This window comes from Micromonospora sp. LOL_023 (assembly GCF_048060115.1).
Taxonomy (GTDB): Bacteria; Actinomycetota; Actinomycetes; order Mycobacteriales; family Micromonosporaceae; genus Micromonospora_E.
In genome coordinates this window covers 41633-67003 of record NZ_JBHMIM010000038.1, presented here as the reverse complement: position 1 = coordinate 67003, position 25371 = coordinate 41633, and the positions used below count along the sequence as shown (strand labels likewise).

Sequence of the window (25371 nt, the reverse complement as noted above, 5' to 3'; positions counted from 1 at the left end):
TGTGCGCGCTTGGTTGGCCGGCCGACCAGGGCAGTCGGACGGTCGCGGCCGGCTCTTCGGCCACGGCGAATTCAGCCTAGCGCCCGTTTGGTGCCTTCCGGTGGAGCCGCGCGATGACGGCGCAGATCCTCCTTTCGACACCGGATGTCGGTGCGCTCGAGGAGGAATTCCTGTTGGCCGCGTTTCGTTCAGGCTGGCTGGCACCGGCTGGCCCGGACGTCAACGCCTTCGAACGGGAGATGGCGCAACGGATCGGAGTCGACCACGCGGTCGCCGTCAACGCGGCGACCGCTGGCCTGCATCTGGCACTTCTTGCGCTCGGCGTAGGGCCGGGCCAGGCGGTCGCGGTGCCCACGTTGACCTTCGCGGCCACCGCCAACGCCGTCGCCTACACCGGAGCGGTCCCGGTCTTCGTCGACTGCGACGACCAGTCGGGCAACATCGACGTCGATCTGCTGGCCGAGTTGCTGGCCCGCCCCGACCGTCGCCGTCCTCCGGTCCGGGCAGTGATACCGGTCGACATGTTCGGACGCTGCGCCGACTACGACGTGATCATCCCGCTCTGCGCTGCGTACGACGTGCCGGTCGTCGAGGACGCGGCAGAGGCACTGGGGGCCACCCTGGCAGGTCGGCCGGCCGGGGCGTTCGGTCGGGTCGGAGTCTTCTCCTTCAACGGGAACAAGATCATGACTACCTCCGGCGGCGGTATGGTCGTCACCGACGACGAGGCGCTCGCCCGACGGTGCCGTTACCTGGCCAGCCAGGCACGCCAGCCGGTGGCGCACTACGAGCACACCGACATCGGCTACAACTACCGGCTGAGCAACCTGCTCGCCGCCGTCGGCCGGGCACAGTTGCGGCGGCTGGACGGCATGATCGCCCGTCGCAGGGAGACCCGCCGGCGGTACGCGAAGACCTTCGCCGGCGTTCCTGGAGTTCGACTGCTCGGTGATCTCGGTGACGCGGCCGATCTCGGCGCCAACGCCTGGCTCACGGTGGTCGTCGTGGACAGCACGGTCGCCGGCTGGGAAGCGGCCGAACTGGGCAGATTTCTCGCGGATCAGCGTATCGAGACGCGACCGGTGTGGAAGCCGATGCACCAGCAGCCGGTCTTCGCGTCCGCGGACCGGATCCTCACCGGAGCGGCGGACCGGCTGTTCGCGACCGGCCTGGCGCTGCCCAGCGGCTCTTCGCTCGGCGACGAGCAGATCAGCCGGGTCCTGAGCGCCATCACCGCCTTTCTCGACGGTGCCCGGACTGCCCGATGACCGCGGCTGGACTCGTCATCGTGGGCTGCGGGGGGCACGGCCGTGAGGTGTACGACATCGTCACGGCGATCAACAACACTCGACAGCAGCCACCCTGGCAGGTGCTGGGCTTCATCGACGATGACCCGAGGCCGGCCGACAAGGAGCGTCTGGACCGTCTCGGCGTGCCGCTGCTCGGCGCGGTGAGCTGGTTGGCCGGCCGGACCGATCCACCGGCTCATGTCATCGCCATCGGGTCGCCCACGGCGCGTCGGTCGGTCGGTCGGCGTATCGGTCCGGCCGGGCCCGGCCGGCCCCGGTCGGTCGCCGCGACCCTGATCCATCCCGCCGCGACGGTTGGCCAGGACAACAGCTTCGGGGCGGGCACGGTGCTGTTCGCCGGTGCCCGGGTGACCACCAACGTCACCTTGGGCCGGCACGTGCATCTCAATCAGAACTGCGTAGTCGGGCACGACACCACGGTCGGGGACTACAGCTCGATCAACCCGCTGGCGGCGGTGTCCGGCAACTGTCGGCTCGCCGATGCGGTCCTGGTCGGTACAACCGCAGCAATCCTGCAGGGACTACAGGTCGGCGCCGCCGCGACGGTCGGTGCCGGTGCCTGTGTCGTGCGCGACGTGCCGTCGGACGTCGTGGTCAAGGGAGTTCCGGCGCGATGATCACACCGCACGTGATCGACAGGCGTCGATGATGGGAGAGGAGCGACCATGCGGGTGGTAGTGATGCTCAAGACGGCGGAGGGCGGTCGGTGGGTCGTGCCCCAGGTCGTGGAGTTGCGACGGCGTGGAAACGAAGTGATCGTGCTGCTGCCGGCGGGCCCTGGTCGGCTGCGTGAACAGTTGCACCGGGCCGGTGTGCCGATGATCGATTCGCCGTTCCAGTTTCGCTTCCGGCCAGGCGTGTCGACGTTCGTGCAGCTGCATCGGTTACGTCGACTGCTCCGTCGACTGCGCCCCGACGTGGTGCAGTACCACCACTACCATGCCGCGTTGGCGGTCCGGCTCTGCGCACCGGGCCTCGACCTGGCCCGGGTGTTCATGGTTCCCGGTCCGCTGTTTCTCGAATCCGGGGTGATTCGTGCGGCCGAGCGGATTCTGTGCCGACTCGATGACGCCGTCATCGCCGGCAGTGGGCACACCGCCGAGCTGTACCGGAAGCTGGGCCGGCCCGACCGCACCCTGTTCGCCATCCCGTACGGCGTGGACACGCGATTGTTCCGTCCCGTGGACGCCGCGACACGGGCCGCTGCTCGCCACCAGCTCGGTCTGCCGAACGACACGTTCGTGGTGATCATGGTGGCCTACGTCTACGCGCCGAAGTCGCTGGTGCATCGGGGAACCGGGATCAAAGGTCACGCCATCCTCCTCGACGCGTGGCGCAGGTTCCACCGAGACTGCCCGGCCTCGCGGCTCATCCTGGTGGGTAGTGGTTGGGATGCGGCGGGGGAGGAGTACCGGCAGGAACTCCTCGGCCGATTCGAGGTGGCGGGCGAGCCGAGCATCGAGTGGTTCGCCGGGGTGATCGACGTTGGACGGTACTACGCGGCGGCGGATGTCAGCGTCAGCCCGTCACTGTCGGAGAATCACGGCGCGGCGCTGGAGGCCGGGGCGTCAGGTGTGCCGTCGATCGTCTCCGACGCGGGCGGGTTGCCGGAGACCGTGTCGGCGGGCAGCGGGTGGGTGGTGCCCGCCGGCGACGTGGCGGCGCTGCTCGCCGCGCTGCACACCGCACAGGCGGAGTTCCGTGCTGGCGACCTGGACCGGCGTGCGGCTCGCGCGCGGGAGCTCGTGGAGCGGCAGTTCGACAGCGGCGACTGCGCCGGCGCGGTGGCTGATGTCGTCGAGGTGGCCGGGGGACTGCACCCGGTGCCGCGTCGACGTCGACGGTTGGTCGGAACGGTCCCCGGGTAGGTCCGGTGTCGGTAGCCATGGGGATCGCTTCTCAAAGAACCCGCGATATCTGTACTTTTAGGTCATATCCGTCTGTTAGCCTAAATCAGGTTATAGCGGAAATTGCCTTGCTGCTGGACGGGGGCACTGTGGACAACCTTTCAGGATCCGCGACCGGCATGATCGCGGTCAGTACGGAGGCGCGGCTGCGGCGCACGCCCGATGGCGCCGTGTGGACCGTGGCCGGGCCGGCGCACTCCTTCTGGACCCGTTACCTGTCGGCCTTCGAGCGCGTCCGGCTGCTGGCCAGGGTGATGGACGTCCCAGAACCCCCGGCAAAGGCATCCAGGGTGGATGGCAGCGGAGTCGAGATCTGGCCGCTACCGTACTACGTGGGCCCCGGTCAGTACCTGCTGCGCCGCAGGGTGTTGTGTCGGTCGCTGCGTGACGCCCTCGACGACGTCGCGGCGGTGATACTCCGCGTACCGTCGCCGATCGCCACTCTCGTGGTGCCGATCCTGCGTCGCCAACGTCGCGGGTACGCCGTCGAGGTCGTCGGCGATCCGCAGGACGTGTTCGCCCGCGCAGTCGTGCGCCATCCGATGCGGCCGCTGCTTCGCCATTGGGCTGTCCGTGCACTGCGGGAGCAGTGCCGGTTTGCCACCGGCGCGGCCTACGTCACTGAGACGCACCTGCAGAATCGATATCCACCCGGGCTGCATACGGTCGCCACCTCGTATTCCAGTATCGATCTGCGGCCGGCAGCGTTCGTCACCGAGGCGCGAACCCCACCGCCGCCCGGTGCGCCAGTGACGCTGATTTCGGTTGGTTCACTCGAACAGATGTACAAGGGCATCGACGTTCTGCTGCTGGCGATGTGTGAGCTGAACCGCAGCGGCGTCCTGGTGAATCTCGTACACCTGGGCGACGGCCGGTTTCGTCCACGGCTGGAACGCCTCGCTGCCCGACACGACCTGACCAATCGGGTCATGTTCACCGGTGACCTGCCCGCAGTCGAGGTCCGGCGCTGGCTCGACCGAGCCCATCTGTTCGTCCTTCCATCCCGAACCGAAGGATTGTCCCGAGCGCTCATCGAAGCGATGGCCCGCGGCCTGCCGGCGGTCGGCACCCTGGTCGGCGGCACCCCGGAACTGCTCGACCCGGACTGTCTGACGGCCGCCGGCGACCCGGCAGCCCTCGCGGAGGCGATCGGGCGGCTGCTGGCCGACCAGCAGCGGATGGCCGAAGTCGCTGCGCGCAACCTTGCCCGGGCCCATGAGTACCGCACCGAGGTACTGGCCCCCCGCCGGGCCAACTTCTACCGGACGATCCGGATGGCCTGCCGCCCCTCGCGGGTGTCACCCGCCGTGGCAGTACGGGAACATGCTTCCGCGAGCTGAGCCCCGCCCGCCCGGGCAGCGCTCGGCCCGGCACACCCGCTCGCGGATACTCGCCGGCCGAGTCGCCTGGTCGCTGCTCGGCAACGCCGCCTACGCGCTGTCACAGTGGCTGGTGGTCATCAGCCTGGCCCGACTCGGCACCCCCACGATGGTCGGGCAGTACACGCTCGGTCTGGCGATCGGCACCCCGATCGTACTGCTGGCCAGCCTGGCGCTACGAAACGTTCTGGTCACCGACAGGGCCTCGGGCTACCGGTTTGCAACCTACCTCAGGCTGCGGGTCGGCTGTATGACGGCCGCGTTCGCCGCGATCGTCGTCGTCGCGGTGACCGTCGGCACCGATACCACCATGGTGATCGTGCTGGTCGGAGCAGCCAAAGCGGTCGACGGTCTGGCCGACATGTACTACGGGCTGTTCCAGCGCCAGGGGCAGATGCGGCTGATTGGCATCTCCATGACCGTCAACGCTGTGCTGACAACCGTCCTGGTTGCCACTGTCCTCGCCACCACGGGTGATCTCGTCTGGGCGGTGACTGGTTCGGTGGCTGCGTCCGCGCTGGCCGGCGCCGTGTGCTGGAGCCAGCGAAGTTGGTCCAGCGGGACCGGTAGTGACAGCGGGACCGGTAGTGACAGCGGGTCACCGCAGGTCGGCTCCACCCTCGGTCTACGCCCTCTGGTGCTGCTGGCAGTTCCGGTCGGCCTGGCGTCGAGCCTGACCGCGTTCGCGGTGAGCATCCCGCGCTACGCGGTCGAGGCGACTCTGGGTACGGCGGAACTCGGCGTTTTCGCGGCGCTCGGCATTGTCGTGGTCGCGGCCAGCACGACGACCGGTGCGCTGGCACAGGTGCTGCTGCCGGCAATGACCCGGCTGTGGACCGCCCGGCGTGCCGACCGGCTGTGGACGCTCACCTGGCAGCTGGTCGCGGCGGCGATGGTCGGGGGCGCGGTCGTGGTTCCACTGGCAATGGTGTGGGGCCGTGACGTGATGGGGCTGTTGTACGGGCCGCTCTACGCGGGCCACGCCGGGATTCTGGTGATCCTCACCGTGGCCGTCGCGGTGCAGACCGCCGTCTACTTTCTCGATACGGCATTGTTGGCGATGCGCCGGTTCGGCACGGAACTTTTCGCTGCGGTGGTGATGGTGCTGACCGCAGCACCGGCGGCGTTGCTCGTCCCGCAGTACGGACTGGCCGGCGCGGCGTGGGCGGTGACCATTCCAGCGGTTGTCCAGTTCCTGCACAAGTCCGTCCTGGTGTACCGGGCGCTGCGAACCGGGATCGTCGGCGGGCGCAACCGAGCCAAGGACCAGGCGGCTGTGCGGGCTACCGCACAGCCACCTCACGAGGAGAGGCCAAGATGGACTCATACACCCGTTTCCGAATCGATGCGGTCCTCCGCGCCATGAGCGATCCGATCCGAACGATGCGGCTGCTCCGCTCGGGTATCGGATGGCGACGCATCCGCTATCTGCTGCGCACTCCGGTCCGCCGCGACCTTTCCAGGACCACCGGCGGGTTGGACGTTCGTCAGTACTCGGCCTACGACGACTACGTAGCGCATCAACGGACCAAGCTCGAGCTGCTGGACCTGAACGACTACGACCGGGCGTTCCGCGAGGCACTCGCCGGACGGCTCGCCCACGACCGGGTCTGGGCGGGCCGCACGGTGCTCTGCCTGGCGGCCCGGATCGGCAGCGAGGTTCGGGCGTTCCACGACGTCGGTGCCTTCGCGGTAGGTGTCGATCTCAATCCCGGTGAGCGCAACGAGTATGTGCTGCATGGCGACTTCCACGAGTTGGTGTTCCCGGACGCGTCCGTCGACGTGGTGTACACCAACTCACTCGACCACGCGCTGGACCTCAAGCGCCTGGTGCACGAGGTGGATCGGGTGCTGCGCCCAGGCGGCACCTTCCTGGTCGATGCTCAGGCCGGTGCCACGGACGCCGAGTTCGATGAGTGGGCCGCGACGGTATGGCAGGAGATCGACGATCTGGTCTGTCTTGTCGAGAAGTACGGGCTGCGGGTGATCCGGCGCCGGGACATCACGGCACCATGGCGGGGTGAGGAACTGACGTTCCGCCGGCCGGTGCCCGGCGAAGCGGCGTCCGATAGTTCGAGCTGATCCCAGGCCGGATCAGATGCCGCGTCAGTTCGCTCACCGTCGCGCGGCACGACCTCGGCCGTGTCTCAGCGTGCTGACCGCCAGGGCCACGGCGACCACCGTGGCCAAGGGCAGGAAGTACTTCAGGAAGAACCACATGTAGTTGCCCGCGTCGTTGAGTAGCACCATCGGAGTGGCGATGCTCAACATGGGAGCGAGCAGCCGGGCGGCCAGGCTGCCGTTGCGTCCGATGTCCAGGTACCGCTGGCGGCACCAGCGGGTGAAACCACCGAGCAGCAGAAACGACAGGATCGCCCCGACCGGCCCGAAGTTGAGGGTCGCCTCGCCGGCGAGTCCGTAGATGCGCGAGGACCGGTATCCGGATTCGTACATCCCGACACCGGTGGTCAGGTCGGTGCCAAGGTGAACCTTGTCCGATGGCCGGTACGGCAGGAGGGTGGACGGCACCGGCAGCAACATCGCGTTGACATAGGAGGAGCCGTGTCCCAGGTCGCTGGATCCCTGCCGGCTGCGCTCCAGGACGAGCGCCTGCACGTCGGCCCGGCTGAGGTCGCCGAGTAGCAGGGTGGGCAGGTCCCGGCCGGTCCGGGCGGAGACATCGGCCACCGTCTCCTGACCGTGGATGATCCCTAGCACCTCTGTTCCTGCCCCTTTGTAGAGGCCGTACGAGTAGAGGAAGACTCCGGTGCTCAGCGCGGTGACGACGAGCACCCGCCAGGAGACGTGGCGTACCAGCAGGTGGACCATGATGAAGCCGAGCACGATCGGCCACAGGGTGTTGCTGCGACTGCCGCGTAGTCCGCCGACCATGAACTGCAGCGCGGCAAGGCTCGTCAGTAGCAGAAAGATCAGCCAGGGTCGGCGCGCCAACTCGTTGCGCCAGCGCACCAGAGCCAGTGCAAAGCCGATCAGCGGGAACGACTCAGCCACGATGAGCAGCCAACCCAGGTTGTCCAGCGCGGCGCGGTCCTGGGTGTAGGCGTTGATCAGTTGACCCGGTCCGCCCATCAGCAGGACGAGAGCACCGAATGCGAGTATCCCGGCCGTGACCGCGAGCAACCCGAACACGTACAGGACGTCGGGCCTGAGCTCTGTCGTGGCACGCCCGGCGGCCGCCGGGGGGTGGGCCGGAGTCCTACGGCCGGCGCGGGACGGTATCGCCAGTACCCCACGGTAGAGGCAGAGCCCGGCGGTGTTCACCAGTGCCATGGAGCCGAGCGCAGCCGGCCAGTCGGCGGACGACAACAGAAATCGCGGCCAGTGGTCGAGTACCACGTGCAGGATCGGTGTGAGGTAGAAGAAATGGAAGCCGGCAACGCTGAGGATCGCCTGTGGATCGAGTAGGTCGGTGCGCCGACGCAGCCAACTGATGGTTTCCACGGAGATCAGCGCCCCAGCGGTGGTCACCGGCACGATGAACCAGTGGCGCACCTGCGGGAACAAGACCATCGCGACGGTGCTCGCAGCGGTGACCGCGATCATGGCCAACACCCAGTCGTAGCGTTGTGTCACGACCTGCCCACGAGCTGGGAGCCGGTGCGGCGCCCGGACGGTCTCGTCTGTTGTGACACCGCCCATCTGATCGGCCTCCGTCGGTGGTCCGTACCGAAGCTGTACTGGTTCGGATGCCCGGCGGGAAGTCATCCGCTGACTACTACAGAGGTCAGAGTGACTCGGCGGTCGCCGACGTGGTGGCGAGCCGTCGGCGGGTGTCCAGCACCAGGGGAGCTTCGGCGAGTAGCTCGTAGTCGATTCCGTCGTGGTCGGTGAGTACGACGACCGCGTCCGCGGCGACGACCTGGTCCACGGTGAGCGAGACTGGCAACACGAAGGGCGGCATCTCGTCCGGCCGGAGATGCGGATCGACGGCCAGGACCTGGGCGCCGGCGAGATGCAGCAGTTCGGCGACGCGTACGGCTGGGGATTCCCGGCAGTCGCCGCTGTTGCGTTTGTATGCCAGACCGATCAGCAGGATCACCGCACCGTTGAGTGCTCGACTGTGTCGGTTCATCAGGCTGGTCAACCGTTCCATGACGTAGGTCGGCATGTAGTTGTTGACGTCGTTGGCCAACTCGACGAATCGGAAGGTGCGGCCGAGACTGCGCTTGACCTCCCATGACAGGTATGACGGGTCGACCGGCAGACAGTGACCACCGACACCGGGACCGGGCGTGAACCGCATGAATCCGAACGGTTTGGTGCTGGCGGCGTCGATCGCGTCCCAGATGTCGATTCCGAGCATGTGCGAGTACATCGCGAGTTCGTTGACCAGGGCGATGTTGACGTGCCGGAAGGTGTTCTCCAACAGCTTGGTGGTCTCCGCCTCGCGGGTTCCCCGGACCGGTACGGTCTGCTGAACCAGACCGTCGTAGAACGCCCGTACCGCGGCCAACGATTCGGCGGTGATACCGGAGACCACCTTCGGAGTGTTCACGAAGGTCCATTCGCGGTTGCCCGGGTCGATGCGCTCCGGGCTGTAGCCCAGATGGAAGTCCAGACCGGCGTGCAGCCCACTACCCTTCTCCAGCAGCGGGCGGAGCAGTTCCTCGGTGGTGCCCGGGTAGGTTGTCGACTCGAGGATGACCGTTGCCCCGGGGGTGAGGTGCCCGGCCAGCGAGCGTGCCGCATCCTCGATGTAGCGCAGGTCCGGGGTGCCGTCGTGCAGCGGGGTCGGCACGGTGATCACGGCTGTGGCGAATCCGGCGGCATCGGCGTAGTCGGTGCTGGCCGTGTAGCGGCCGCTCGTCAGGGCCGCACGGAGTTCGTCGTCGGGAACGTCCTCGACGTATGACGAACCGTCGCACAACATCCGGATCCGCTCGGCGTTGGTGTCGAGACCGACGACGTGATGCCCGACCTGTACGGCGCGCATCGCCACCGGTAGCCCGACGTACCCCTGACCGACGATGACTACCGGAGCGTCCGTCATATCCCCGCCACCTCCGAACTGAGCGTGCAATACAGACATAAGCGATCTAAGCATCTATTCGGGGTCTGGGAGCCGGTTTTCGGCAATGCCCGGCCAGGCCGGGAGCCGTAAATCAGTCGCCGCCGCAACCCCGGTACGCGACGATCTGAGTCGTGTCGACTGCCACCGATGAACCCGTACTGCCGGCCGGATACACCCAGCGTCCGCCTGCCGTAGCGGACGCACCGGCCATCTTCGACCTGATCGCGGCGTGCAACACTGCGGTCATCGGCCGCCCGGACTACACCCTGGTCGAGGTCGCCGATGAACTCGCCGATCCCGATTTCGACCCGACGAGCGACGGTTGGCTGATCCACGACCCGCACGGCCGACTCGTCGGCTGGGGATGGGCCTGCCGCAAAGGGCTCAGCGACACGGTCGACATCGACGTCCACCATGTTCCGACCGAGCCGATCGTGGGTGAACGACTGTGGCGCCAGGCGCAGCGCCGCGCCGTCGCCATCGCGGCCGGGCTCGGCCATCCGCGCGCGGTGCTCGACGCAAGCTGCTACCGGCAGGACACCGCGACGGCGGCCCGGCTGGCCGGCTACGGATTCACCGTCGCGGCGGTGTTCAACCGGCTGTTCCTGGCGCACCACCCGGCGAGTGTCCCCGCTACCCCAGACGCCCCGGACGGGGTCCGGATACGATCCACCGCCGATGATCCGGCGGTCCGCCACGACGCCTGGGCGGTGCACCAGGCGGCCTTCGCCGACCATTTCGGGTTCGCGGCGAAGTCGTACTCCGACTGGGTGACCTACCTCTGCGCACACAGCAGCCACGACTGGGCACTGGGGGAGGTCGCCTACCGAGGTCCGGTACCAGTTGCCATGGTGCTGCGCTCACACGCCTTCGTGGAGGACGAGCGCAGCGGGTACGTCTGGCTGCTCGCCGTGCATCCCGACTGGCGGGGACGCGGTCTCGGTCGGCTGTTGCTGCGTCGCGCGCTCGTCGCCGACGCTGCCAGCCGGCGGCGGGGCACCTTTCTCCACGTCGACACCGACCCGGGTCGACCCGCTCTCGGTCTCTACCTCGCCGAGGGGATGCGACCGGTCCAAGTGATCGATGCCTGGCGCCGGATCGTGCCGGCGACCGGCTAGCTCGGCCGTGGTCCGCAGCATCGCCTCGTCGAACAACGACCCGTCGACCGGCGTCAGCGAGGCAGTCATCGTCACCACGACGACCGTGGTGTCCACCTGAGCGAGTCCCAGTGCGGTCGTCGCGGTCACCCGCCCGGCCCCACGACCGAGAGTCTGCACCAGGTCCACCCGCCAGGCCCGGTCACCGGCTGACGGAGCCGGGCGGGTGACCGCCTGGACCCTGAGCCCGGAGGGCTCGTCGGTGAACTCCCGACAGGCGATGGCGGCGCGGTCCGCGGCGGCGAAGACCAGATCCACCGGATCGCGGTAGGACACCACGTCGATCTGCAGGGTGATGCGGCTCAGCGAGTCGGAGTCGGCCGTGCCGGACGTGGCGTACCGCGCGACTCCGTGCCCGGTCCGGTGGGCCATGCCGCTGCGCAGATAGTCCTCGATGATCGACGGATGACAGCCGGCCTGCCTCGCCCGGCTCGGCGGCGGGTCCGGCAACGGGTCGGCCCGCCACGTCGGATCGAGCACCTGCTCGATCACCCGAGCCACCCGGTTCGCCACGCCGGTGTCCACACCCGCGGTCGCGGGCGAGGCGGGCGGGTGTCGGGAAGCGGAAGCCGCCGGGGCCGACGCACCCGGCGGACCGGCCGGTCCGGCGGGCTCATCCGAGCCGGCGTCCGCCGGTCCTGCTGCGGGTGTCCGGTGCCCCGCCGGCGCGTCGACGACGCCGGCCGGTGGCCGGGCCAGCATCGTCGCGGTGGTGCCTGGATCGGCCCCGAACCCGACCGGGAACACGATCGCGCCGACGGTCAGCCCGGCAAGGGCGCCGAGCACGGCGTTGCCGGGCCGGGGCCGGGCACCGAGAAGACCGGACCGGCCGGCGAGCAGTATGCCCAGTAGGCCGACCGTGACCACCATGGCGGCTGTCGCGGCGGTGACGATCGGCGGTGGTCCGGCCCATGGGTCGAGATGCCAGACGACGGACGCGGTACTTGTCGCGCCGATACTCGCTGCCACGCCGGTCGCCCCACCGGCGTACCAGCTGGCGATCCGCCGCAGGCCGGGCCGGCCACGGCCAAGGCTGCGGAGCCCGATCGGCAGGCCGGCGACGACGGCGGCCAGCAGCACGAACCGGACGCTGGCCGACAGCGGTACGGCGAGTGTGGAACCGGCCAGCTTCACGACGCCGGCCAGCCCGGCGCACACCGGCGTGATCAGCCAGGGCCAACCACGCAGTCCCGATGCCCAACCGGTCCGACCGGTGACGATCCGGTTCAGTTCGACGCGGACCACGGGGTCGAAGGCGGCCGGCCGTAGCGGAGCCCGGCCGAGCGCGGCCGGGACCACGACCGTGGCCTGTCCTGCGATGCTGCGCACGCTTTCCACCCGTTGGCCGCCGATGCGCAGTGTCGGCAGGTCAGCGGCACGCAATCCGTACTGCCGACAGAGTTCCGCGAAGCGGACGTCCACCAGCGGATGCGCCCGGCCATGCCGGGCCGACCTCGCGGTGTCAACCAGGCCGGCGAGTGTCAGGCAGGCCAGGCCGAGGCCGAGTGCGACAGCGGCTCCGGCGACCATCAGCAGCCCGACCGATCGGGTAGCTTCGGCCAGGCACGCCGTAGCGTCGCCCCTGTCCGGGCCGCACAGCACCAGGGCGTCCGTGTAGGCAAGACCGGTGGGTCGGTAGGCCGAGGCCAGGAATCCGCCGACCGCCGTGCCGAGTGAGGCCAGGCAGGTTCCGATGGTCAGGACCGGCCACGCGCTGTCCCGCCTACGAGCCATGGTCGGTGGAACTCCTCAGATTGATTACCTAGAGTAGCTAAATAGGTGCGCAACGTTAGTCATCATGGGGTATCAGGCCCCGTAGGTCCAGACCTGTGTCCGGTGATCCGTGTCGACCCTGGTGGGGTAGCCTCGGGCGCACTCCGGGAGGTGCGAGTCGAATGGACGAACGGGTCGGCAACGACCAGCGCAATCAGGTCGTCGAGCTGCTCAACGAGGCGCTGGGCGGCGGGTACCTCGACCTCGCCGAGTACGAGCGGCGGCTGACGGATACGACCGCCGCCCAGACGACGGGCGAGCTGGTGGGGCAGCTGGCGGACCTGCCGGCGCGGTTCCACTGGGATCCGCGTACGCCGGCGGTCCCCGTGCCTTCTGCCGCCGACCGTTCGGTGGCGACCCGGACCACCCTGGCATTGGTCTGCGCGATCAGCGCGTTGCCGTTGGCGGCCTGCTACGGACTCGGCGCGCTACCCGGCCTGGTGGCGGTCGCGCTGGCCGGGGCCGGCCGGCGTTCGCCGCAGCGGCGGGCCCAGGCGCTGGCTGCCACCGGCATCGGTGTACTGGCTGTGGTGTTGTCGGTGGCGGTCGTCGCCCTGCTGCTCACCGTCGCCTGACCCGTCCCGCCCGTAGGGCACCCGCAACCGCTGATCCCGACAACGTGCCACCTTCACGGTGTACGGATCCACAAACGATCAGTTGGCCGGATCGTCAGTGGTATGCGCCAGACCCAGTTTGTTCTTCGCGCCGTACTCGTCCTGCTGCTGCTGCTGTGTGTCACCGCCTGCACCGCGACCAGCGCCAAGTGCCGCAACACCCGGTGCACCGTGGCGGTCAAGACCACCAGTTCGACGAGTGCCGAGATTCTCGGATACCAGGTGACGTTCGAGGATCTGGTCGCCGGTCGGGTGACGGTCGGGTATGCCGGCGAGCGGCATCCGATCGCAGCCGGGCAGACGGCGACCGTGGGCCCGATGACGGTGACGGTGGCAATCGCCGAACCCGGCCGGGCGGAGCTCTCCATCACTGCGGACCAGCGTGGTGGCGACAAGGGGCTGCGGCGCCCGAGCGGAGCCTCAGCGCTTAATCCAGAAGCGTAACTCGCGTGGATCGAGGCAGGTGAGCACCGCTTCGTGCAGGATCATGCTGGCGGCCCGGGCGAGGACCAGGTCGAGTTGGCTGGTGCGTCCGTCCGGCAAGCGAAGGTGGACGGTTCCGGTGCGGCGGTCCACGGCACAACCGAGTGGCAGCTCGGTGGGGCGCCCGCCAGCCGTCCGTACGAAGATCCGCAGCTCGACAAGTCGGTCGGTCGTGCGCTGCCGGGCGGTCCGGGCCGGGGGTGCCGCCGCCGTTGGTTGGCCGAGGTCCTCTCGGCCCTTGGGCCGGCTGCCGTTGATGGTGTCAGCGCGGCCGGCCGTGGCGGCCGGACGTTGGCCGGGGTGCGCCGGATCGTTTCGGCCAGTACCGGCCCCCGGCCGACCCGCTGGCCGGCGTAGCGGGCGGGCAGGTGCTGCGGTGCCCTGTCTGCCGAAGGGCCCGGTCGGCGAGTCCGTTCGGACGGGGATGGGCGGCCCCGGTGGGGGCTGCGGGCCTACCCGGTGCATCAGTTCGGGGCGGCCCAGTACGACGGTGTCGACGCCGGTGCCCTCGGCGCCGGTGACGCGGTAGCGGATCGTCGCCGCCGTGGAGGATCTGGTCAGTACCACTCCGGATCGCCACGCTCCCGCCCGGTGGATCCAAATCAGATCGCCCGGCTGGTAGTCCGCAGATGCGCCTGGGCGCCCGCCCTCGGCTGAGGGTGAGCCGCTGCTCATGGCCGTGCGACCAGGGGGACGTACCACATTGTCGTGAGCTGCCTCTGATCGCCGGGACTGGTGATGTGCCGCCTGACGACGATACTTGCCTATTGACTCCGGCGGCAGATGTGATTGCCAGGTGCCTATTTGGATATTGCGGACCAGTCACCGTGGTACGCGGTGCCGCGTGTCCGATTGTCTTCCGCGAAGTGCACCGGGTGGCCCGACTGCGGCCTGGTGGCCTGCGAGAACTCGCAGGCCACCAGGCCGCAGCCCGTTCACCAATAGTGTTTGCGTCCACCGACCGGTCGGCCGACCGCGCCGAGGATGAACAGAACCGCACCGACGAGGAGCAGGATGATACCGAGGGTGTAGAGGATGGAAATGTTCAGCACCAGGCCGAGAACCAGCAGGATCAGTCCGAGCAAGAGCATCTGAGGCTCCGTTCCGAGAGGTGTTCGGGGGGACGTCCCCAAGTACCCAGGGGCTTCCATGATTCAAACCGGGTACGCGGGATCGGGCGATCGCAGCGAAAGATCAGACCAGCTTCCTAGGACGCTCTCCGGGCTGTGCCGCCGCTCACACCATTCAGTCCACGAGGAACCAAAGCCGCCGTACGTCTTAAGTGGATTGCCATGTCGCGTTCGATGAATCTCCGAACGCCTAGGTGGGCGGGAGCCGGCTCGACCGCCTACCTAGATGATCAAGACCCCGGTTGGGGGAGAGGCCTGGACCGGAGGGTCAGAGCCGAGTGGACACGCCGTCGAGGAAAACGGCCGTGCAGTCTGCGACGAGCCGGTTGAGGGAGTACTTGCTGCCGGGCTTGAACCAGCGCACGGTCAGCCAGATCGCATCCCTGGTCAGCCGGTGGAACGTCCTTGGATCTACATCAGAACGAAGTGATCCGTCCCGCCGCCCGGCGTCGATGACGCTCAGCCAGACTCCGTCGAGTTCCCTCGCGACAGCCTTGAGGTACCCGAAGCGCGGAAGCGCACGCAGGTAGTTCGCGTCCTTTTGATGGATCTCGGTGGCGTGCGGGTGTGCGGCGGCGACCTCCAGCGATGCCCGGATCAACTGCCGCAACTGTTGTTGCGGTTCGGAAGACTCGGTGAGTACCTGTTGGTAGCGGCTGCGCAGGTCGGCCAGGTAGACCGAGAGGATCTCGTCGACCATGGCCTCTTTGGACTCGAAGTGGTGGTAGAGACTGCCGGACAGGATCCCGACGTCGTCGGCGATCTCGCGCACCGTGGTGCCGGCGACACCTCGGCTGGCGAAGAGTATGCCGGCTCGGTGGAGTATTTGGTCTCGGCGGCTGCGGGAAGTCAACCTTGTCTCCCAGATGGCGTGTCGAATGAGCGAACATTTGCTTGGCACCTTCCGCGACGGGCAGCCAACGACGCGGTTTCGCCGGATCCGGCAGTCAACCATCGTGGCAGTCTGACCTATGTGATCAGTGGCCGGGGTAGGCCACATCGAGAGCGGAGAAGGTACGTAGCCAGTGTAGGACCTGGCACGGACACCGGAGTATGGCGTATTGCCCCTCAGTCCAGTGTGTTTGGTGCCTGCCCCGTCACGCTGTCCGTCGGCTCAGTATCAAGGTCAAGGGCAGGGACGTGGCCGGCCGGGCGGCGGCCACCACGGCCCCGGACGGTGACCCCCGAGTAGTGCAGCCGGCGGTGCACGTAGCTGTAGGAGACATCGAGTTCTGCGGCGATCCGGCGGATCGGCTGTCCGGCCAGGTAGCGTGCGACGATCTGTGCAGTCGTAGGGCGATCGGCTCGCGGGGTGGCCGGCATGACTGCTCCCTGCATCTGGCTGACGGTCCGTCGCTGGTCCGGGAACGGGTGGATCCGGACCGCTGTGACTGCGTCGCCTACGGGGCCAGCCAGGTTGACCTGCCAGGGTGTCGGATCAACGGCAAACCAGACCGCCGGCTGAGGTCGACCGGCTGCGGTCGGCCGACCAGATTGCGGTCAGGCCGCGCGGTCCTGGTTCAGCCAGCGGTCCCGGGCCCGACCGACACGGACCGACGCTCCACCGGTGATCAGACGCAGTGGTGTGCGATTCGGCGTCGGAGGCGCCTCGTCCAGCTCGACGCGCCATCGGGATCCGGCCCGCCGCTGCTCGCCTTCCGGCGAGTCGGGTTCGGTGTCGCGTCGCCCCAGGGCCAGCAACAGCAGGTAGCCCACGACCACCAGGCCGTGGCTGAGCAGGCGGGGGTAGTCGACCCTGCCAGTGATCACGTCGTTGACCGACAGCAGCGCCAGAACAGCCACGAAGGCGGTCAAAGTAGGCAGAATGCCGGACGGACGGGTTCGGCGTACGGCGATCCACGCGAAGCCGGCACCGAGCGCGACGTTCCACGCGGCGGATTCATGCCAGAGATGGTTGGGCGCTGTCCCACCGATCGCGTCGGCCACGTGCAGGTGACCGTCGGCCACGCCACCGATCTGGGCCGTGCCGAGCAGGAACTGGGCGACGCCGAGCAGCCCGAGCGCGTACCGCAGGATGGTGGTGATGCGGACCGCGGTCAACTTGCGGGGTCCAGGCAGCGCGTCGAGGACGGACTCGTCGACCGTGACCGCGGACTGTGGCGGGGTGCGGCCGGCAAGCGCGGTCACCGCCTCGGCGGTGGCGTACCAGGCGCGGCACCCGGCGCAGCCACTCAGGTGCTCCCGGGCGGTCGCCGATTCCGCCGCGCTGGTCTCGCCATCGAGTTCCGCCGACAACATCTCTCGAAATTCCGCACAGCCCACAGCTCAATAGTCGGTCCACCGGCCAGGACGGTTCCCGTCGGGGTGGGCTCATTCTCTCCGCCCGGGTGGTCGGTCCGATCGCCGAACCCGACGCGCCGGCCAGGCTGTTCCAGCGGGGGATGTGAAGGATAGTCTTCTGGCCATGCCGCATGCCGGACCGGACGATGAACAGATCACCTCGTGGGCGATGGCGGCCGGGGCCGGTGATCGGGCTGCGGCCACCGCCTTCATCCAGGCGACCCAGCATCATGTGCAGCGGTTCCTCACCCATCTGGTGGATGCCGCAGAAGCTGAGGACCTCACCCAGGAGACCTACCTACGGGCGATGCGTTCGATCCGGGGCTTCGCCGGCCGGTCCACGGCGCGTACCTGGCTCCTGGCGATCGCCCGCCGGGTCGCCGTGGACCACATCCGGGCCCTCGTTGTCCGCCCACGAGTCGCTGACCTGGACGATTGGCAGGCCGTCGCGGAGTCGACCAGTACCGGCCCCCGGTTCGAGGACGCTCTCGTGCTGCGGCAGTTGCTCGGTGGCCTCGACGCGGACCGGCGGGAGGCCTTCGTCGCCACCCAGGTCCTCGGACTGAGCTATGCCGAGGCTGCTGAGGTGTGCGACTGCCCGATCGGCACGATCCGTTCGCGGGTCGCGCGCGCCCGCCAGGACCTGGTGGCGGCGATGGCCGAGCCGGATCGGACCCCCGGGCAGCGGCTGCGCGCGATCAGCTGATCTTCCGACCAACCGGTCCGCCCGCCGCTGTCAGCGACCGGTTGTCGTCAGTGGCCGCGGCTGATCCATTCGGCGAGCTGCGGTGCTTCGGCGCCGATCGTGGTGCTGTCTCCGTGCCCGGTGTGCACCACGGTGGCGGCGGGCAGGGTCAGCAGTCGGTCCCGGATCGAGGCGATGATCGTGTCGAAGTCGCTGTACGAACGCCCGGTGGCACCGGGCCCGCCAGCGAACAGGGTGTCGCCGGTAAAGACCACCCCGAGGTCGGGGGCGTGCAGGCTGCAGGCTCCGGGGCTGTGCCCGGGGGTGTGCAGTACCCGCAGCACGGTGCCGGCGACCCTCAGCTGCTGGCCGTCGGTGAGTTCACCGTCCGGCGGCCGTTGCGGATGGACCTGGTCCCACAGCACCCGGTCGGCCGGGTGCAGCAGGACCGGCGCGTCGGTGGCGGCGGCCAACGCCGGTGCGACCCGGACGTGGTCGTCGTGGGCGTGGGTCGCGATGACGGCCCGCACGCTGCGCCCACCGATGACGGTACGGATGACGTCGACGTCGTGTGGTGCGTCGAGCACCACACACTCGGCGTCGTCGCCGATCACCCAGACGTTGTTGTCGACGTCGAAGGTCTGCCCGTCCAGCGAGAACGACCCGGAGGTGACGGCGTGGTCGATCCGGGCCGCCATCAGAACACCACCACCGAACGCAGCACGTCACCGTGGTGCATCTTGGTGAACGCCTCCTCGACCTGGTCGATGCCGATTTCCTCGGTGACGAACGCGTCCAGGTCGAGTCGACCCTGACGGTACAGCTCGGTGAGCATGGGGAAGTCGCGTGACGGCAGGCAGTCGCCGTACCAGCTGGACTTGAGCGCGCCGCCGCGGCCGAAGACGTCCAGCAACGGCAGCTCGACCCGCATGTCGGGGGTGGGCACGCCGACCAGGACCACGGTGCCGGCGAGGTCACGGGCGTAGAACGCCTGCCGCCACGTCTCCGGGCGGCCCACTGCGTCGATGACGACGTCGGCGCCGTGCCCGTCGGTGAGTGCCTGGATCGCCTCGACGACGTCGCCGGCGCGGGCGTCGACGGTGTGGGTGGCGCCGAAGCCACGGGCCCAGTCCAGCTTCCGTGGGTCGGTGTCCACCGCGATGATCGTCGTCGCGCCGGCGATCGCGGCGCCGGCGATCGCCCCGTCGCCGACCCCGCCGCAGCCGATCACCGCGACGGAGTCACCTCGACCGACGCCGCCGGTGTTGATCGCGGCGCCGAGGCCGGCCATCACGCCGCAGCCGAGCAGCCCGACGGCGGCTGGTCGGGCCGCCGGGTCGACCTTGGTGCACTGCCCGGCATGTACCAACGTCTTCTCGGCGAAGGCACCGATGCCCAGGGCGGGGGAGAGCGTGGTGCCGTCGGTCAGGGTCATCTTCTGGGCGGCGTTGTGGGTGGCGAAGCAGTACCATGGTCGGCCACGGACGCAGGCCCGGCAGGTGCCGCAGACCGCCCGCCAGTTGAGCACCACGAAGTCACCGGGGGAGATGTCGGTGACGCCGGGGCCGATCTGTTCGACGACGCCGGCCGCTTCGTGGCCGAGCAGGAACGGGTGGTCGTCGCTGATGCCGCCGTCGCGGTAGTGCAGGTCGGTGTGGCAGACGCCGCACGCCTGGACGCGGACCACCGCCTCGCCCGGACCGGGATCCGGTACGACGATCGTGGTGACCTCGACCGGCGTACCGGTGCTGCGGGAGATCACCCCTCTGACCTGCTGGCTCATCGGACCCCTCCTGAAACCTCGTCGTCTCACGCAGGTTCCGAACCTACCGCCGTCGGGGCCGGCGTGGAACCGGCCCGGTGGTTCCCACCTGACCAGTGGCGGTTCGGGCCGCACGCTGCGCGACGAGGCGGACAGGGCCCGGACCGCCGCGCATATCCTGGGCGTGATCGTCACTGGTGGTGGCGACCTGTGGGCGTGGACCGTCACCGACCGGACAGGGAGTTGACCCGTGCAGACCGTTTCGCTGCGTACCGCCGACCATTGCGGGGTGCGGTTGCTGACCCTCGACGATCCTGACCGGCGCAACGCGATCGGTACGCGGATGATGCGGGAACTCACCGATGCGGTGGCGGCGGTCGCGGCCGATCGGGACGCTCGGGTTCTGGTCGTCACCGGTGCCGGTAGCGCGTTCTGTGCCGGCGCACACCTCGACGAGATCTTCGGCGGACCGGTCCGTCCGGTCAGCCAGACCCGACGTGACCTGGAGGACATCTACCGCAGCTTTCTCGCGGTGCGTGACCTGGACCTGCTGACCATCGCGGCGGTGCAGGGGCCGGCGGTCGGTGCCGGACTCAACCTGGCGATGTGCTGCGATCAGCGGTACGCCGGCCCCAACGCCCGGTTCGGGGCGACGTTCACCCGCATCGGGCTGCACCCCGGTGGTGGCTGTACCTACTTCCTGGTCGACGCGCTCGGCCCGCAGCGGGCCATGCAGATCCTGCTCGACGGCGAGATGCTCGACGCTGTCCGGGCTCATGAACTCGGTCTGGTGCTGGAGGTGGTCGACGATCCGCTCGCCGTGGCGCTTGCCGCCGCCGGCCGCTACGCCGACCTCGATCCGCACCTGGTGCGGCACATCAAGCAGAGCGTTCGGATCGCCGCGACGGCTGGCCTGGACCCGTCACTGCAGTACGAGGCATGGGCCCAGGCCTCGTCCGCCAGCGATCCGGCGGTGCTGGCGACCCTGCTCGGCCGCCGACGCTGACGCGCTGTCACACCACGCCGATCGGGCCTTCCCGTGGGCCGGCCTCCTGCGCCGGCTGCACCGCGAGGGACGGGAAGTCCGCCAGGTCCCCGTCGGGTTCGGCGTCCCATTCGGGAAAGACGAGGTCACTCTGCAGGTAGAGGCAGAGCAGCTGGGTGAGATGTCGCAGACCTTCGAGGTGGGTGCGTTCGTGTCCGTGGGTGGCGTCCACCCCGAAGCCGAGCAACGCGATCCGGGCGTGGGCGCCGGCCTCCACGGCGGCCGCCACATCCGAGCGGTAGTAGTCGAACACGTCGCGGACCAGGTCGACGTCGTGTTCGGTGGCGAGTGCGGCCAGCTTGCGGGTCAGGTGGTAGTCGAACGGCCCGACGCCGTCACCCATCGCCAGGGTCGCGGCGTCCTCGCGGGACTGCTGCCCGGGGGCGACCACGGCCGCGTCGACCGAGACGATCTCCGCGACGTCAGGGTCGAGGCCGTGGCTGGCGCCGTGGCCGATCTCCTCGGTGCAGGTGATCAGCAGATGTGCGGTCACTGGCGGCTGCCGACCGGCGTCGACCATCGCCTTGACTGCGGTCAGCACCGCGGCCACCCCGGCCTTGTCGTCGAGGTGACGGGACTTGACGTATCCGCTGGGGGTGATGGTGGGTGCCGGCAGCATCGCGGCGAAGTCGCCGACGTCGATACCGAGTGCGCGCAGCCCGGCGATGTCGGTGACCTGTTCGTCGACGCGGACCTCGACCTGCTCCCAGCCGACGCCCTGCAGGTCGACGGCGTCGTTGTAGCGGTGTCCGCTCGCCTTCAACGGCAGCACCTGCCCGGTGACGACCCGGTCGAGGTCGTCGGTGAAGATCCGTACGTGGGCGCCTTCGGCGAACCGGGCGCTGTGAGTGCCGATCTGCTTGAGTTCGAGCCGGCCGTTCTCCTTGAGTCGCTTGACCATTCCGCCGATCGTGTCGGTGTGCACCACGATGGCCCGGTCCGCGCCGGTGATCCGGGGGCCACACAGCGAGGCGCTGAGCGCACCCCGCCGGGTGACCGTGAACGGCATGCCGAGCGCGGACAGCCGCTCCCCGACGTACTGCTGGACATGGTCTGTCCGGCCGGATGGGCTGGGGATGTCCAGCAGTTCCAGCAGCACCTGCTGCAGGTAGTCCAGGTCCAGTTTCAGTGGGGCGGGAAGGTTCGGGTCGGCCGGCATGCGAAGACCGTACCGTCGCCGCTCACGACGCTGTCGCCGCCCCGCCGGGACCGGCTGGTGTCCACCGCCGCTGCTGCGCGTTGGTGCCCGGGAACAACAGGTCGATGAAGCGTTCGGCGGTCGGCTGCGGTTCGTGGTTGGCGAGCCCGGGTCGCTCGTTCGCCTCGATGAACACGTGCTCCGGCTGATCGGGAGCGGACACCAGCAGATCCATTCCGGTCACCGGGATGGCGAGTGCCCGGCTGGCCGCGACGCACGCCGCGGCCAGGTCGGGATGCAGCCGGTCGGTCACGTCGTGGATCGTGCCCCCGGTGTGCAGGTTCGCGGTACGCCGCACGGTCAGCAGCTGCCCGGGTGGCAGGACGTCGTCCAACGCGTACCCGGCCTCGGCGACCACCTCCCGGGTCAGGTCGTCCAGCGGGATCTTCGACTCGCCGCCGGTGGCCGCGGCCCGCCGCCGGCTCTGCCGCCGGATCAGCTCGGTGATGGTGTGTACGCCGTCACCGGTGACCGCCGCCGGTCGGCGTACCGCCGCGGCCACCACCTCATGGTCGATCACCAGCACCCGCAGGTCCTCGCCCTGGTGCCGCTGTTCGATCAGCACCTCGGGGCAGTGTTGGCGGGCCAGGGCCACCGCGGTACGCAGCGCGTCGGGTTCGGTGACCCCGACGGTGATTCCGGTGCCCTGCTCGCCGCGGGTGGGTTTGACCACCGCCTCGCCGACCTCGGCGAGAAACGCCTCGTCGGCGGCGTCGCCGGTGGCGGTGCGGCCGCGAGGTACCGACAATCCGGCGTCGGCCAGTACCCGGCGGGTGACCCGTTTGTCGTCGCAGCGGCTCATCGCCACCGCCGAGGTCAGCTCGGACAGCGATTCCCGGGTGACGAGGGTGCGGGCGCCGTGGGTCAGCCGCAGCTCGCCCCATGCCGCGTCGATCACCTCGACCCGGATGCCGCGCCGCATCGCCTCGTCGGCGACGATCCGCGCGTACGGGTTCAGGTCGTCGTAGCCGTCGGGCATGCTGGCCAGGAAGAGCCGCTCGTTGATCGGGTTCTTGCGCTTGACGCACAACGTCGGGGTGCGCTCGAAGCCGAGCCGCTCGTAGAGCCGGACCGCGCCGTCGTTCTCGGCGAGGACCGACAGGTCGACGTAGATCCGGCCCCGGTCGGCGAGCCGGTTGGCGAGGGCGAGCAGCAGCGCCTGCCCGGTGCCTGGTGGGGCGTGCAGCGGGTCGACGGTGAGGCACCACAGGCTGGCTCCGTTGTCCGGGTCGTCGAAGACCGCGACGTGGTCGACCCCGGTGACGGTGCCGACGACCTGTCCGGTGACCGATTCGGCGACCAGGTGTACGAACTGTTCGGTGGCCGCGTTGTCGACCAGGGTCTGTACCGGTGCGGTGACCATGCCGTTGTGGGCATAGATCCGGTTGACGGCGTCGGCGTCGGCTTCGTCGCGTAGCGGGCGGATCCGTAGTCCGGGTTCCTCCGTGTCGGGTGCGTCGACCCGGCTCAGCGCGAGCCGGAAGGTCAGCGACGGGTCGATGAACAGCTCGTCCGGCAGCCGGGACACCAGCACGTGTGGGTCGGGAAGATAGATGCAGATGTCGCGGGAGCCGGCGGCTTCCGAACGCAGGACGTCGGCGACGTCCGACGGGTCGGCGAAGGTCTGGCCGAAGACCAGCCGGCCCCAGCCGCATTCCAGAATGATGTCGGCGCTGTCGACGGTTCTGGCCGGTGGGTCGCCAGGGACGATCGGGTCGCCGCCGGGGCCGATGCGTTCCCGGCGGGGTGGGGGGGAGTCGGGGCGGGGGACGCTCGTGTCGTCAGTCAATGCCATGACTCTGCAGCCACATCTCCAGCAGTCCGAGTTGCCACAATTTGTTGCCCCGAAGTGGGGTCAGTTCGGCGTTCGGGTTCCGCAGCAACGTGTTGACGTAGTCGTCGCGGAACAGCCCGCGGCGGCGGGCCTGAGGGGCGTGCAGGGCGTCGCGGACCCGGTCGAGGAGTTTGCCTTCGAGGTGGGTCAGACCCGGCACGGGGAAGTACCCCTTCGGCCGGTCGATCACCTCCCAGGGCAGCACCCGCCGACCGATCTCCTTGAGTACCCCCTTGCCACCCTGCGCCAGCTTCAGCTGCGGCGGGCAGGCGGCGGCCAGTTCCACGAACTCGTGGTCGAGGAACGGCACCCGGGCCTCCAGCCCGTGCGCCATCGTCATGTTGTCGACCCGCTTCACGGGGTCGTCGGTGAGCATCACGGTGGTGTCGATGCGCAGTCCGGCGTCGACCGCCTGCTCGGCTCCGGGCGCGGCCAGATGCGCGGCGACGTAGTCGCGGGCGGGATCCCCGCCGGTCAGGTACGCCGGGTCGAGTACCTGGGCGAGGCCGGCGGCGTCCCGGTCGAAGAACGCCGTGGCGTAGGTGTCGAGTGCCTGGTCGCGGCCGACCTGCGCCAGCGGCGGGTACCAGTGGTAGCCGCCGAGGATCTCGTCGGCGCCCTGACCCGACTGCACCACCTTGAGGTGCTCGGAGACGACCTGGCTGAGCAGGTAGAACGCGACGCAGTCGTGACTGACCATCGGCTCGCTCATCGCGGCGACCGCCGCTTCCAACGGCGGCACCAGATCCCGGGCGGCGACGCGGATCTGGTGGTGATCGGTGCCGAAGCGCTGCGCGACGAGATCGGAGTAGACGAACTCGTCGCCTTCCCGGCCGCCGACGGCGTCGAAGCCGATGGAGAAGGTGGCGAGTCCGCGCTGGCCCTGCTCGGCCAGCAGCGCCACCACGAGGCTGGAGTCCAGCCCGCCGGAGAGCAGGACGCCGACCGGCACGTCGGCGACCATCCGACGCTGCACCGCCGTGGTCAACGACTCGAGCAGGGCGTCCTGCCAGTCGGTCGCCGACCAGTCGGCGTGCCGCGGGTCGCGGGCGAACGGTGGATTCCAGTAGACGTGCTCGTCGACCCGACCGTCGGGTTGGTAGACCCGTACGGTCGCGGGCGGCAGCTTGCGGATCCCGGTCAGGATGGTGCGCGGTGGCGGCACGACGCTGTGGAAGCTGAGGTAGTGGGCCAGTGCGACCGGGTCGATACTGGTGTCGACGCCGCCGCCGGCCAGGAGCGCGGGCAAGGTGCTGGCGAAGCGGACGACGCCGGGTGTCTCGGTGACGTACAGCGGTTTGATGCCCAGCCGGTCGCGGGCCAGGACCAGCCGTCCGGTGTCCCGTTCGGTGATGGCCACGGCGAACATGCCGATCAGGTGGTCGACGAAGTCGACCCCCCATTCGGCGTACGCCTTGACGACGACTTCGCTGTCACCCTGGGAGAAGAACCGGTGGCCCCGTGCCTGGAGTTGTTCGCGCAACTCCCGGTAGTTGTAGACACATCCGTTGAAGACCCCGGCGAGGCCGGCCGCCGAGTCGACGATGGGCTGGCTGCTCGCCGCCGACAAGTCGATGATCTTGAGTCGCCGGTGGCCGAAAGCTACCGGTCCGCGTGACCAGGAACCGCCCTCGTCAGGTCCGCGGTCACTCATTGTCGCCGCCATCCGTTCCACCGCGCCGGTGTCGGCGCGGGATCCGTCGCGGCGAAGCTCTCCCGCAAGTCCGCACATGCGTACCCATCCTGCCAGACCGACCGGGG

The 25371-nt window shown here is 69.2% G+C and carries 23 protein-coding genes; 11 read left to right on the top strand and 12 right to left on the bottom strand.

Annotated elements, in window-relative coordinates; genetic code table 11:
* Positions 1-113: 113 nt before the first annotated feature.
* The 6 genes from ACFHVL_RS20365 to ACFHVL_RS20340 all read left to right on the top strand — a co-directional run bounded on the left by ACFHVL_RS20365 (position 114) and on the right by ACFHVL_RS20340 (position 6678).
* The gene (locus ACFHVL_RS20365) at positions 114-1268 is read left to right on the top strand and encodes a DegT/DnrJ/EryC1/StrS family aminotransferase (protein ID WP_416629835.1); all 1155 of its coding nucleotides are present in this window, start codon (positions 114-116) and stop codon (positions 1266-1268) included.
* The gene (locus tag ACFHVL_RS20360) at positions 1265-1927 is read left to right on the top strand and encodes a NeuD/PglB/VioB family sugar acetyltransferase (protein WP_416629833.1); all 663 of its coding nucleotides are present in this window, start codon (positions 1265-1267) and stop codon (positions 1925-1927) included. The genes ACFHVL_RS20365 and ACFHVL_RS20360 overlap by 4 nt, the downstream gene beginning before the upstream one ends.
* A gap of 48 nt (positions 1928-1975) precedes the next feature.
* Positions 1976-3178, top strand: a complete 1203-nt coding sequence (locus ACFHVL_RS20355) for a glycosyltransferase family 4 protein (protein ID WP_416629832.1) — start codon at positions 1976-1978, stop codon at positions 3176-3178.
* Between the two features lie 158 nt (positions 3179-3336).
* Positions 3337-4557, top strand: coding sequence for a glycosyltransferase (locus ACFHVL_RS20350; protein WP_416629831.1), 1221 nt, complete (start codon positions 3337-3339; stop codon positions 4555-4557).
* A complete protein-coding gene (locus ACFHVL_RS20345) occupies positions 4541-5962 on the top strand; it encodes a lipopolysaccharide biosynthesis protein (protein ID WP_416629829.1) in 1422 nt (473 codons plus the stop codon). Before ACFHVL_RS20350 ends, ACFHVL_RS20345 begins: the two co-directional genes overlap by 17 nt.
* The gene (locus ACFHVL_RS20340) at positions 5959-6678 is read left to right on the top strand and encodes a methyltransferase domain-containing protein (RefSeq protein ID WP_416629827.1); all 720 of its coding nucleotides are present in this window, start codon (positions 5959-5961) and stop codon (positions 6676-6678) included. The genes ACFHVL_RS20345 and ACFHVL_RS20340 overlap by 4 nt, the downstream gene beginning before the upstream one ends.
* A gap of 33 nt (positions 6679-6711) precedes the next feature.
* On the opposite strand, the gene ACFHVL_RS20335 is transcribed toward ACFHVL_RS20340, so the two are convergent.
* Positions 6712-8190 carry a hypothetical protein gene (locus ACFHVL_RS20335; protein ID WP_416629826.1) on the bottom strand — a complete coding sequence of 493 codons (1479 nt, stop codon included), beginning with the start codon at positions 8188-8190 and terminating at the stop codon, positions 6712-6714.
* A 151-nt stretch (positions 8191-8341) separates the two neighbouring features.
* Positions 8342-9607, bottom strand: coding sequence for a nucleotide sugar dehydrogenase (locus tag ACFHVL_RS20330; protein ID WP_416629825.1), 1266 nt, complete (start codon positions 9605-9607; stop codon positions 8342-8344).
* Positions 9608-9759: 152 nt separating this feature from the next.
* Here ACFHVL_RS20330 and ACFHVL_RS20325 point away from each other — a divergent pair, with 152 nt between their 5' ends.
* The 3 genes from ACFHVL_RS20325 to ACFHVL_RS20315 all read left to right on the top strand — a co-directional run bounded on the left by ACFHVL_RS20325 (position 9760) and on the right by ACFHVL_RS20315 (position 13616).
* Positions 9760-10746 carry a GNAT family N-acetyltransferase gene (locus tag ACFHVL_RS20325; RefSeq protein WP_416629823.1) on the top strand — a complete coding sequence of 329 codons (987 nt, stop codon included), beginning with the start codon at positions 9760-9762 and terminating at the stop codon, positions 10744-10746.
* 1934 nt (positions 10747-12680) lie between these two features.
* On the top strand, positions 12681-13133 hold the full coding sequence (locus ACFHVL_RS20320) for a DUF1707 SHOCT-like domain-containing protein (protein WP_416629822.1): 453 nt from the start codon (positions 12681-12683) through the stop codon (positions 13131-13133).
* A gap of 102 nt (positions 13134-13235) precedes the next feature.
* Positions 13236-13616 carry a hypothetical protein gene (locus ACFHVL_RS20315; protein ID WP_416629821.1) on the top strand — a complete coding sequence of 127 codons (381 nt, stop codon included), beginning with the start codon at positions 13236-13238 and terminating at the stop codon, positions 13614-13616.
* Here ACFHVL_RS20315 and ACFHVL_RS20310 read toward each other — a convergent pair.
* The 5 genes from ACFHVL_RS20310 to ACFHVL_RS20290 form a co-directional block, all read right to left on the bottom strand.
* Positions 13593-14222: a hypothetical protein gene (locus ACFHVL_RS20310; RefSeq protein WP_416629820.1), complete on the bottom strand. Its 630-nt coding sequence runs from the start codon at positions 14220-14222 to the stop codon at positions 13593-13595. The two genes, ACFHVL_RS20315 and ACFHVL_RS20310, sit on opposite strands and share 24 nt — an antisense overlap.
* Before the next feature lie 368 nt (positions 14223-14590).
* The gene (locus ACFHVL_RS20305) at positions 14591-14746 is read right to left on the bottom strand and encodes a DUF6131 family protein (RefSeq protein WP_282227283.1); all 156 of its coding nucleotides are present in this window, start codon (positions 14744-14746) and stop codon (positions 14591-14593) included.
* 307 nt (positions 14747-15053) lie between these two features.
* A complete protein-coding gene (locus tag ACFHVL_RS20300; RefSeq protein ID WP_416629819.1) occupies positions 15054-15740 on the bottom strand; it encodes a TetR/AcrR family transcriptional regulator in 687 nt (228 codons plus the stop codon).
* Between the two features lie 113 nt (positions 15741-15853).
* Positions 15854-16123, bottom strand: a complete 270-nt coding sequence (locus ACFHVL_RS20295; RefSeq protein WP_416629818.1) for a helix-turn-helix domain-containing protein — start codon at positions 16121-16123, stop codon at positions 15854-15856.
* A gap of 162 nt (positions 16124-16285) precedes the next feature.
* Positions 16286-17068: a zf-HC2 domain-containing protein gene (locus tag ACFHVL_RS20290; RefSeq protein ID WP_416629817.1), complete on the bottom strand. Its 783-nt coding sequence runs from the start codon at positions 17066-17068 to the stop codon at positions 16286-16288.
* Between the two features lie 142 nt (positions 17069-17210).
* On the opposite strand from ACFHVL_RS20290, the gene ACFHVL_RS20285 reads away from it, so the two are divergent.
* A complete protein-coding gene (locus ACFHVL_RS20285) occupies positions 17211-17792 on the top strand; it encodes a sigma-70 family RNA polymerase sigma factor (protein ID WP_416629815.1) in 582 nt (193 codons plus the stop codon).
* 47 nt (positions 17793-17839) lie between these two features.
* Here ACFHVL_RS20285 and ACFHVL_RS20280 read toward each other — a convergent pair whose 3' ends face one another.
* Entirely contained in the window at positions 17840-18469 is a 630-nt protein-coding gene (locus tag ACFHVL_RS20280) for an MBL fold metallo-hydrolase (protein ID WP_416629813.1), read from the bottom strand.
* The gene (locus ACFHVL_RS20275; protein WP_416629811.1) at positions 18469-19554 is read right to left on the bottom strand and encodes an S-(hydroxymethyl)mycothiol dehydrogenase; all 1086 of its coding nucleotides are present in this window, start codon (positions 19552-19554) and stop codon (positions 18469-18471) included. Before ACFHVL_RS20275 ends, ACFHVL_RS20280 begins: the two co-directional genes overlap by 1 nt.
* A gap of 229 nt (positions 19555-19783) precedes the next feature.
* Here ACFHVL_RS20275 and ACFHVL_RS20270 point away from each other — a divergent pair, with 229 nt between their 5' ends.
* On the top strand, positions 19784-20539 hold the full coding sequence (locus tag ACFHVL_RS20270; RefSeq protein ID WP_416629810.1) for an enoyl-CoA hydratase: 756 nt from the start codon (positions 19784-19786) through the stop codon (positions 20537-20539).
* Between the two features lie 7 nt (positions 20540-20546).
* Here the strand turns inward: ACFHVL_RS20270 and ACFHVL_RS20265 are convergent, their stop codons facing one another.
* From ACFHVL_RS20265 to ACFHVL_RS20255, 3 genes are read right to left on the bottom strand one after another with little or no spacing between them, the layout of a single operon-like run.
* Positions 20547-21737, bottom strand: coding sequence for an osmoprotectant NAGGN system M42 family peptidase (locus ACFHVL_RS20265; protein ID WP_416629809.1), 1191 nt, complete (start codon positions 21735-21737; stop codon positions 20547-20549).
* Between the two features lie 22 nt (positions 21738-21759).
* The gene (gene ngg, locus ACFHVL_RS20260; RefSeq protein ID WP_416629807.1) at positions 21760-23571 is read right to left on the bottom strand and encodes an N-acetylglutaminylglutamine synthetase; all 1812 of its coding nucleotides are present in this window, start codon (positions 23569-23571) and stop codon (positions 21760-21762) included.
* On the bottom strand, positions 23558-25342 hold the full coding sequence (locus ACFHVL_RS20255) for an N-acetylglutaminylglutamine amidotransferase (protein WP_416629806.1): 1785 nt from the start codon (positions 25340-25342) through the stop codon (positions 23558-23560). The genes ngg and ACFHVL_RS20255 overlap by 14 nt, the downstream gene beginning before the upstream one ends.
* Positions 25343-25371 lie beyond the last annotated feature (29 nt).

Coding starts and splice junctions, on each gene's coding strand:
- ACFHVL_RS20340 (WP_416629827.1), top strand. CDS start 5,959: ATGAGCGATCCGATCCGAACGATGCGGCTGCTCCGCTCGGGTATCGGA.
- ACFHVL_RS20285 (WP_416629815.1), top strand. CDS start 17,211: ATGCCGCATGCCGGACCGGACGATGAACAGATCACCTCGTGGGCGATG.
- ACFHVL_RS20295 (WP_416629818.1), bottom strand. CDS start 16,123: ATGCAGGGAGCAGTCATGCCGGCCACCCCGCGAGCCGATCGCCCTACG.
- ACFHVL_RS20345 (WP_416629829.1), top strand. CDS start 4,541: ATGCTTCCGCGAGCTGAGCCCCGCCCGCCCGGGCAGCGCTCGGCCCGG.
- ACFHVL_RS20315 (WP_416629821.1), top strand. CDS start 13,236: ATGCGCCAGACCCAGTTTGTTCTTCGCGCCGTACTCGTCCTGCTGCTG.
- ACFHVL_RS20330 (WP_416629825.1), bottom strand. CDS start 9,607: ATGACGGACGCTCCGGTAGTCATCGTCGGTCAGGGGTACGTCGGGCTA.
- ACFHVL_RS20360 (WP_416629833.1), top strand. CDS start 1,265: ATGACCGCGGCTGGACTCGTCATCGTGGGCTGCGGGGGGCACGGCCGT.
- ngg (WP_416629807.1), bottom strand. CDS start 23,571: ATGGCATTGACTGACGACACGAGCGTCCCCCGCCCCGACTCCCCCCCA.
- ACFHVL_RS20255 (WP_416629806.1), bottom strand. CDS start 25,342: ATGTGCGGACTTGCGGGAGAGCTTCGCCGCGACGGATCCCGCGCCGAC.
- ACFHVL_RS20280 (WP_416629813.1), bottom strand. CDS start 18,469: ATGGCGGCCCGGATCGACCACGCCGTCACCTCCGGGTCGTTCTCGCTG.
- ACFHVL_RS20355 (WP_416629832.1), top strand. CDS start 1,976: ATGCGGGTGGTAGTGATGCTCAAGACGGCGGAGGGCGGTCGGTGGGTC.
- ACFHVL_RS20300 (WP_416629819.1), bottom strand. CDS start 15,740: ATGGTTGACTGCCGGATCCGGCGAAACCGCGTCGTTGGCTGCCCGTCG.
- ACFHVL_RS20275 (WP_416629811.1), bottom strand. CDS start 19,554: ATGAGCCAGCAGGTCAGAGGGGTGATCTCCCGCAGCACCGGTACGCCG.
- ACFHVL_RS20365 (WP_416629835.1), top strand. CDS start 114: ATGACGGCGCAGATCCTCCTTTCGACACCGGATGTCGGTGCGCTCGAG.
- ACFHVL_RS20305 (WP_282227283.1), bottom strand. CDS start 14,746: ATGCTCTTGCTCGGACTGATCCTGCTGGTTCTCGGCCTGGTGCTGAAC.
- ACFHVL_RS20350 (WP_416629831.1), top strand. CDS start 3,337: ATGATCGCGGTCAGTACGGAGGCGCGGCTGCGGCGCACGCCCGATGGC.
- ACFHVL_RS20320 (WP_416629822.1), top strand. CDS start 12,681: ATGGACGAACGGGTCGGCAACGACCAGCGCAATCAGGTCGTCGAGCTG.
- ACFHVL_RS20265 (WP_416629809.1), bottom strand. CDS start 21,737: ATGCCGGCCGACCCGAACCTTCCCGCCCCACTGAAACTGGACCTGGAC.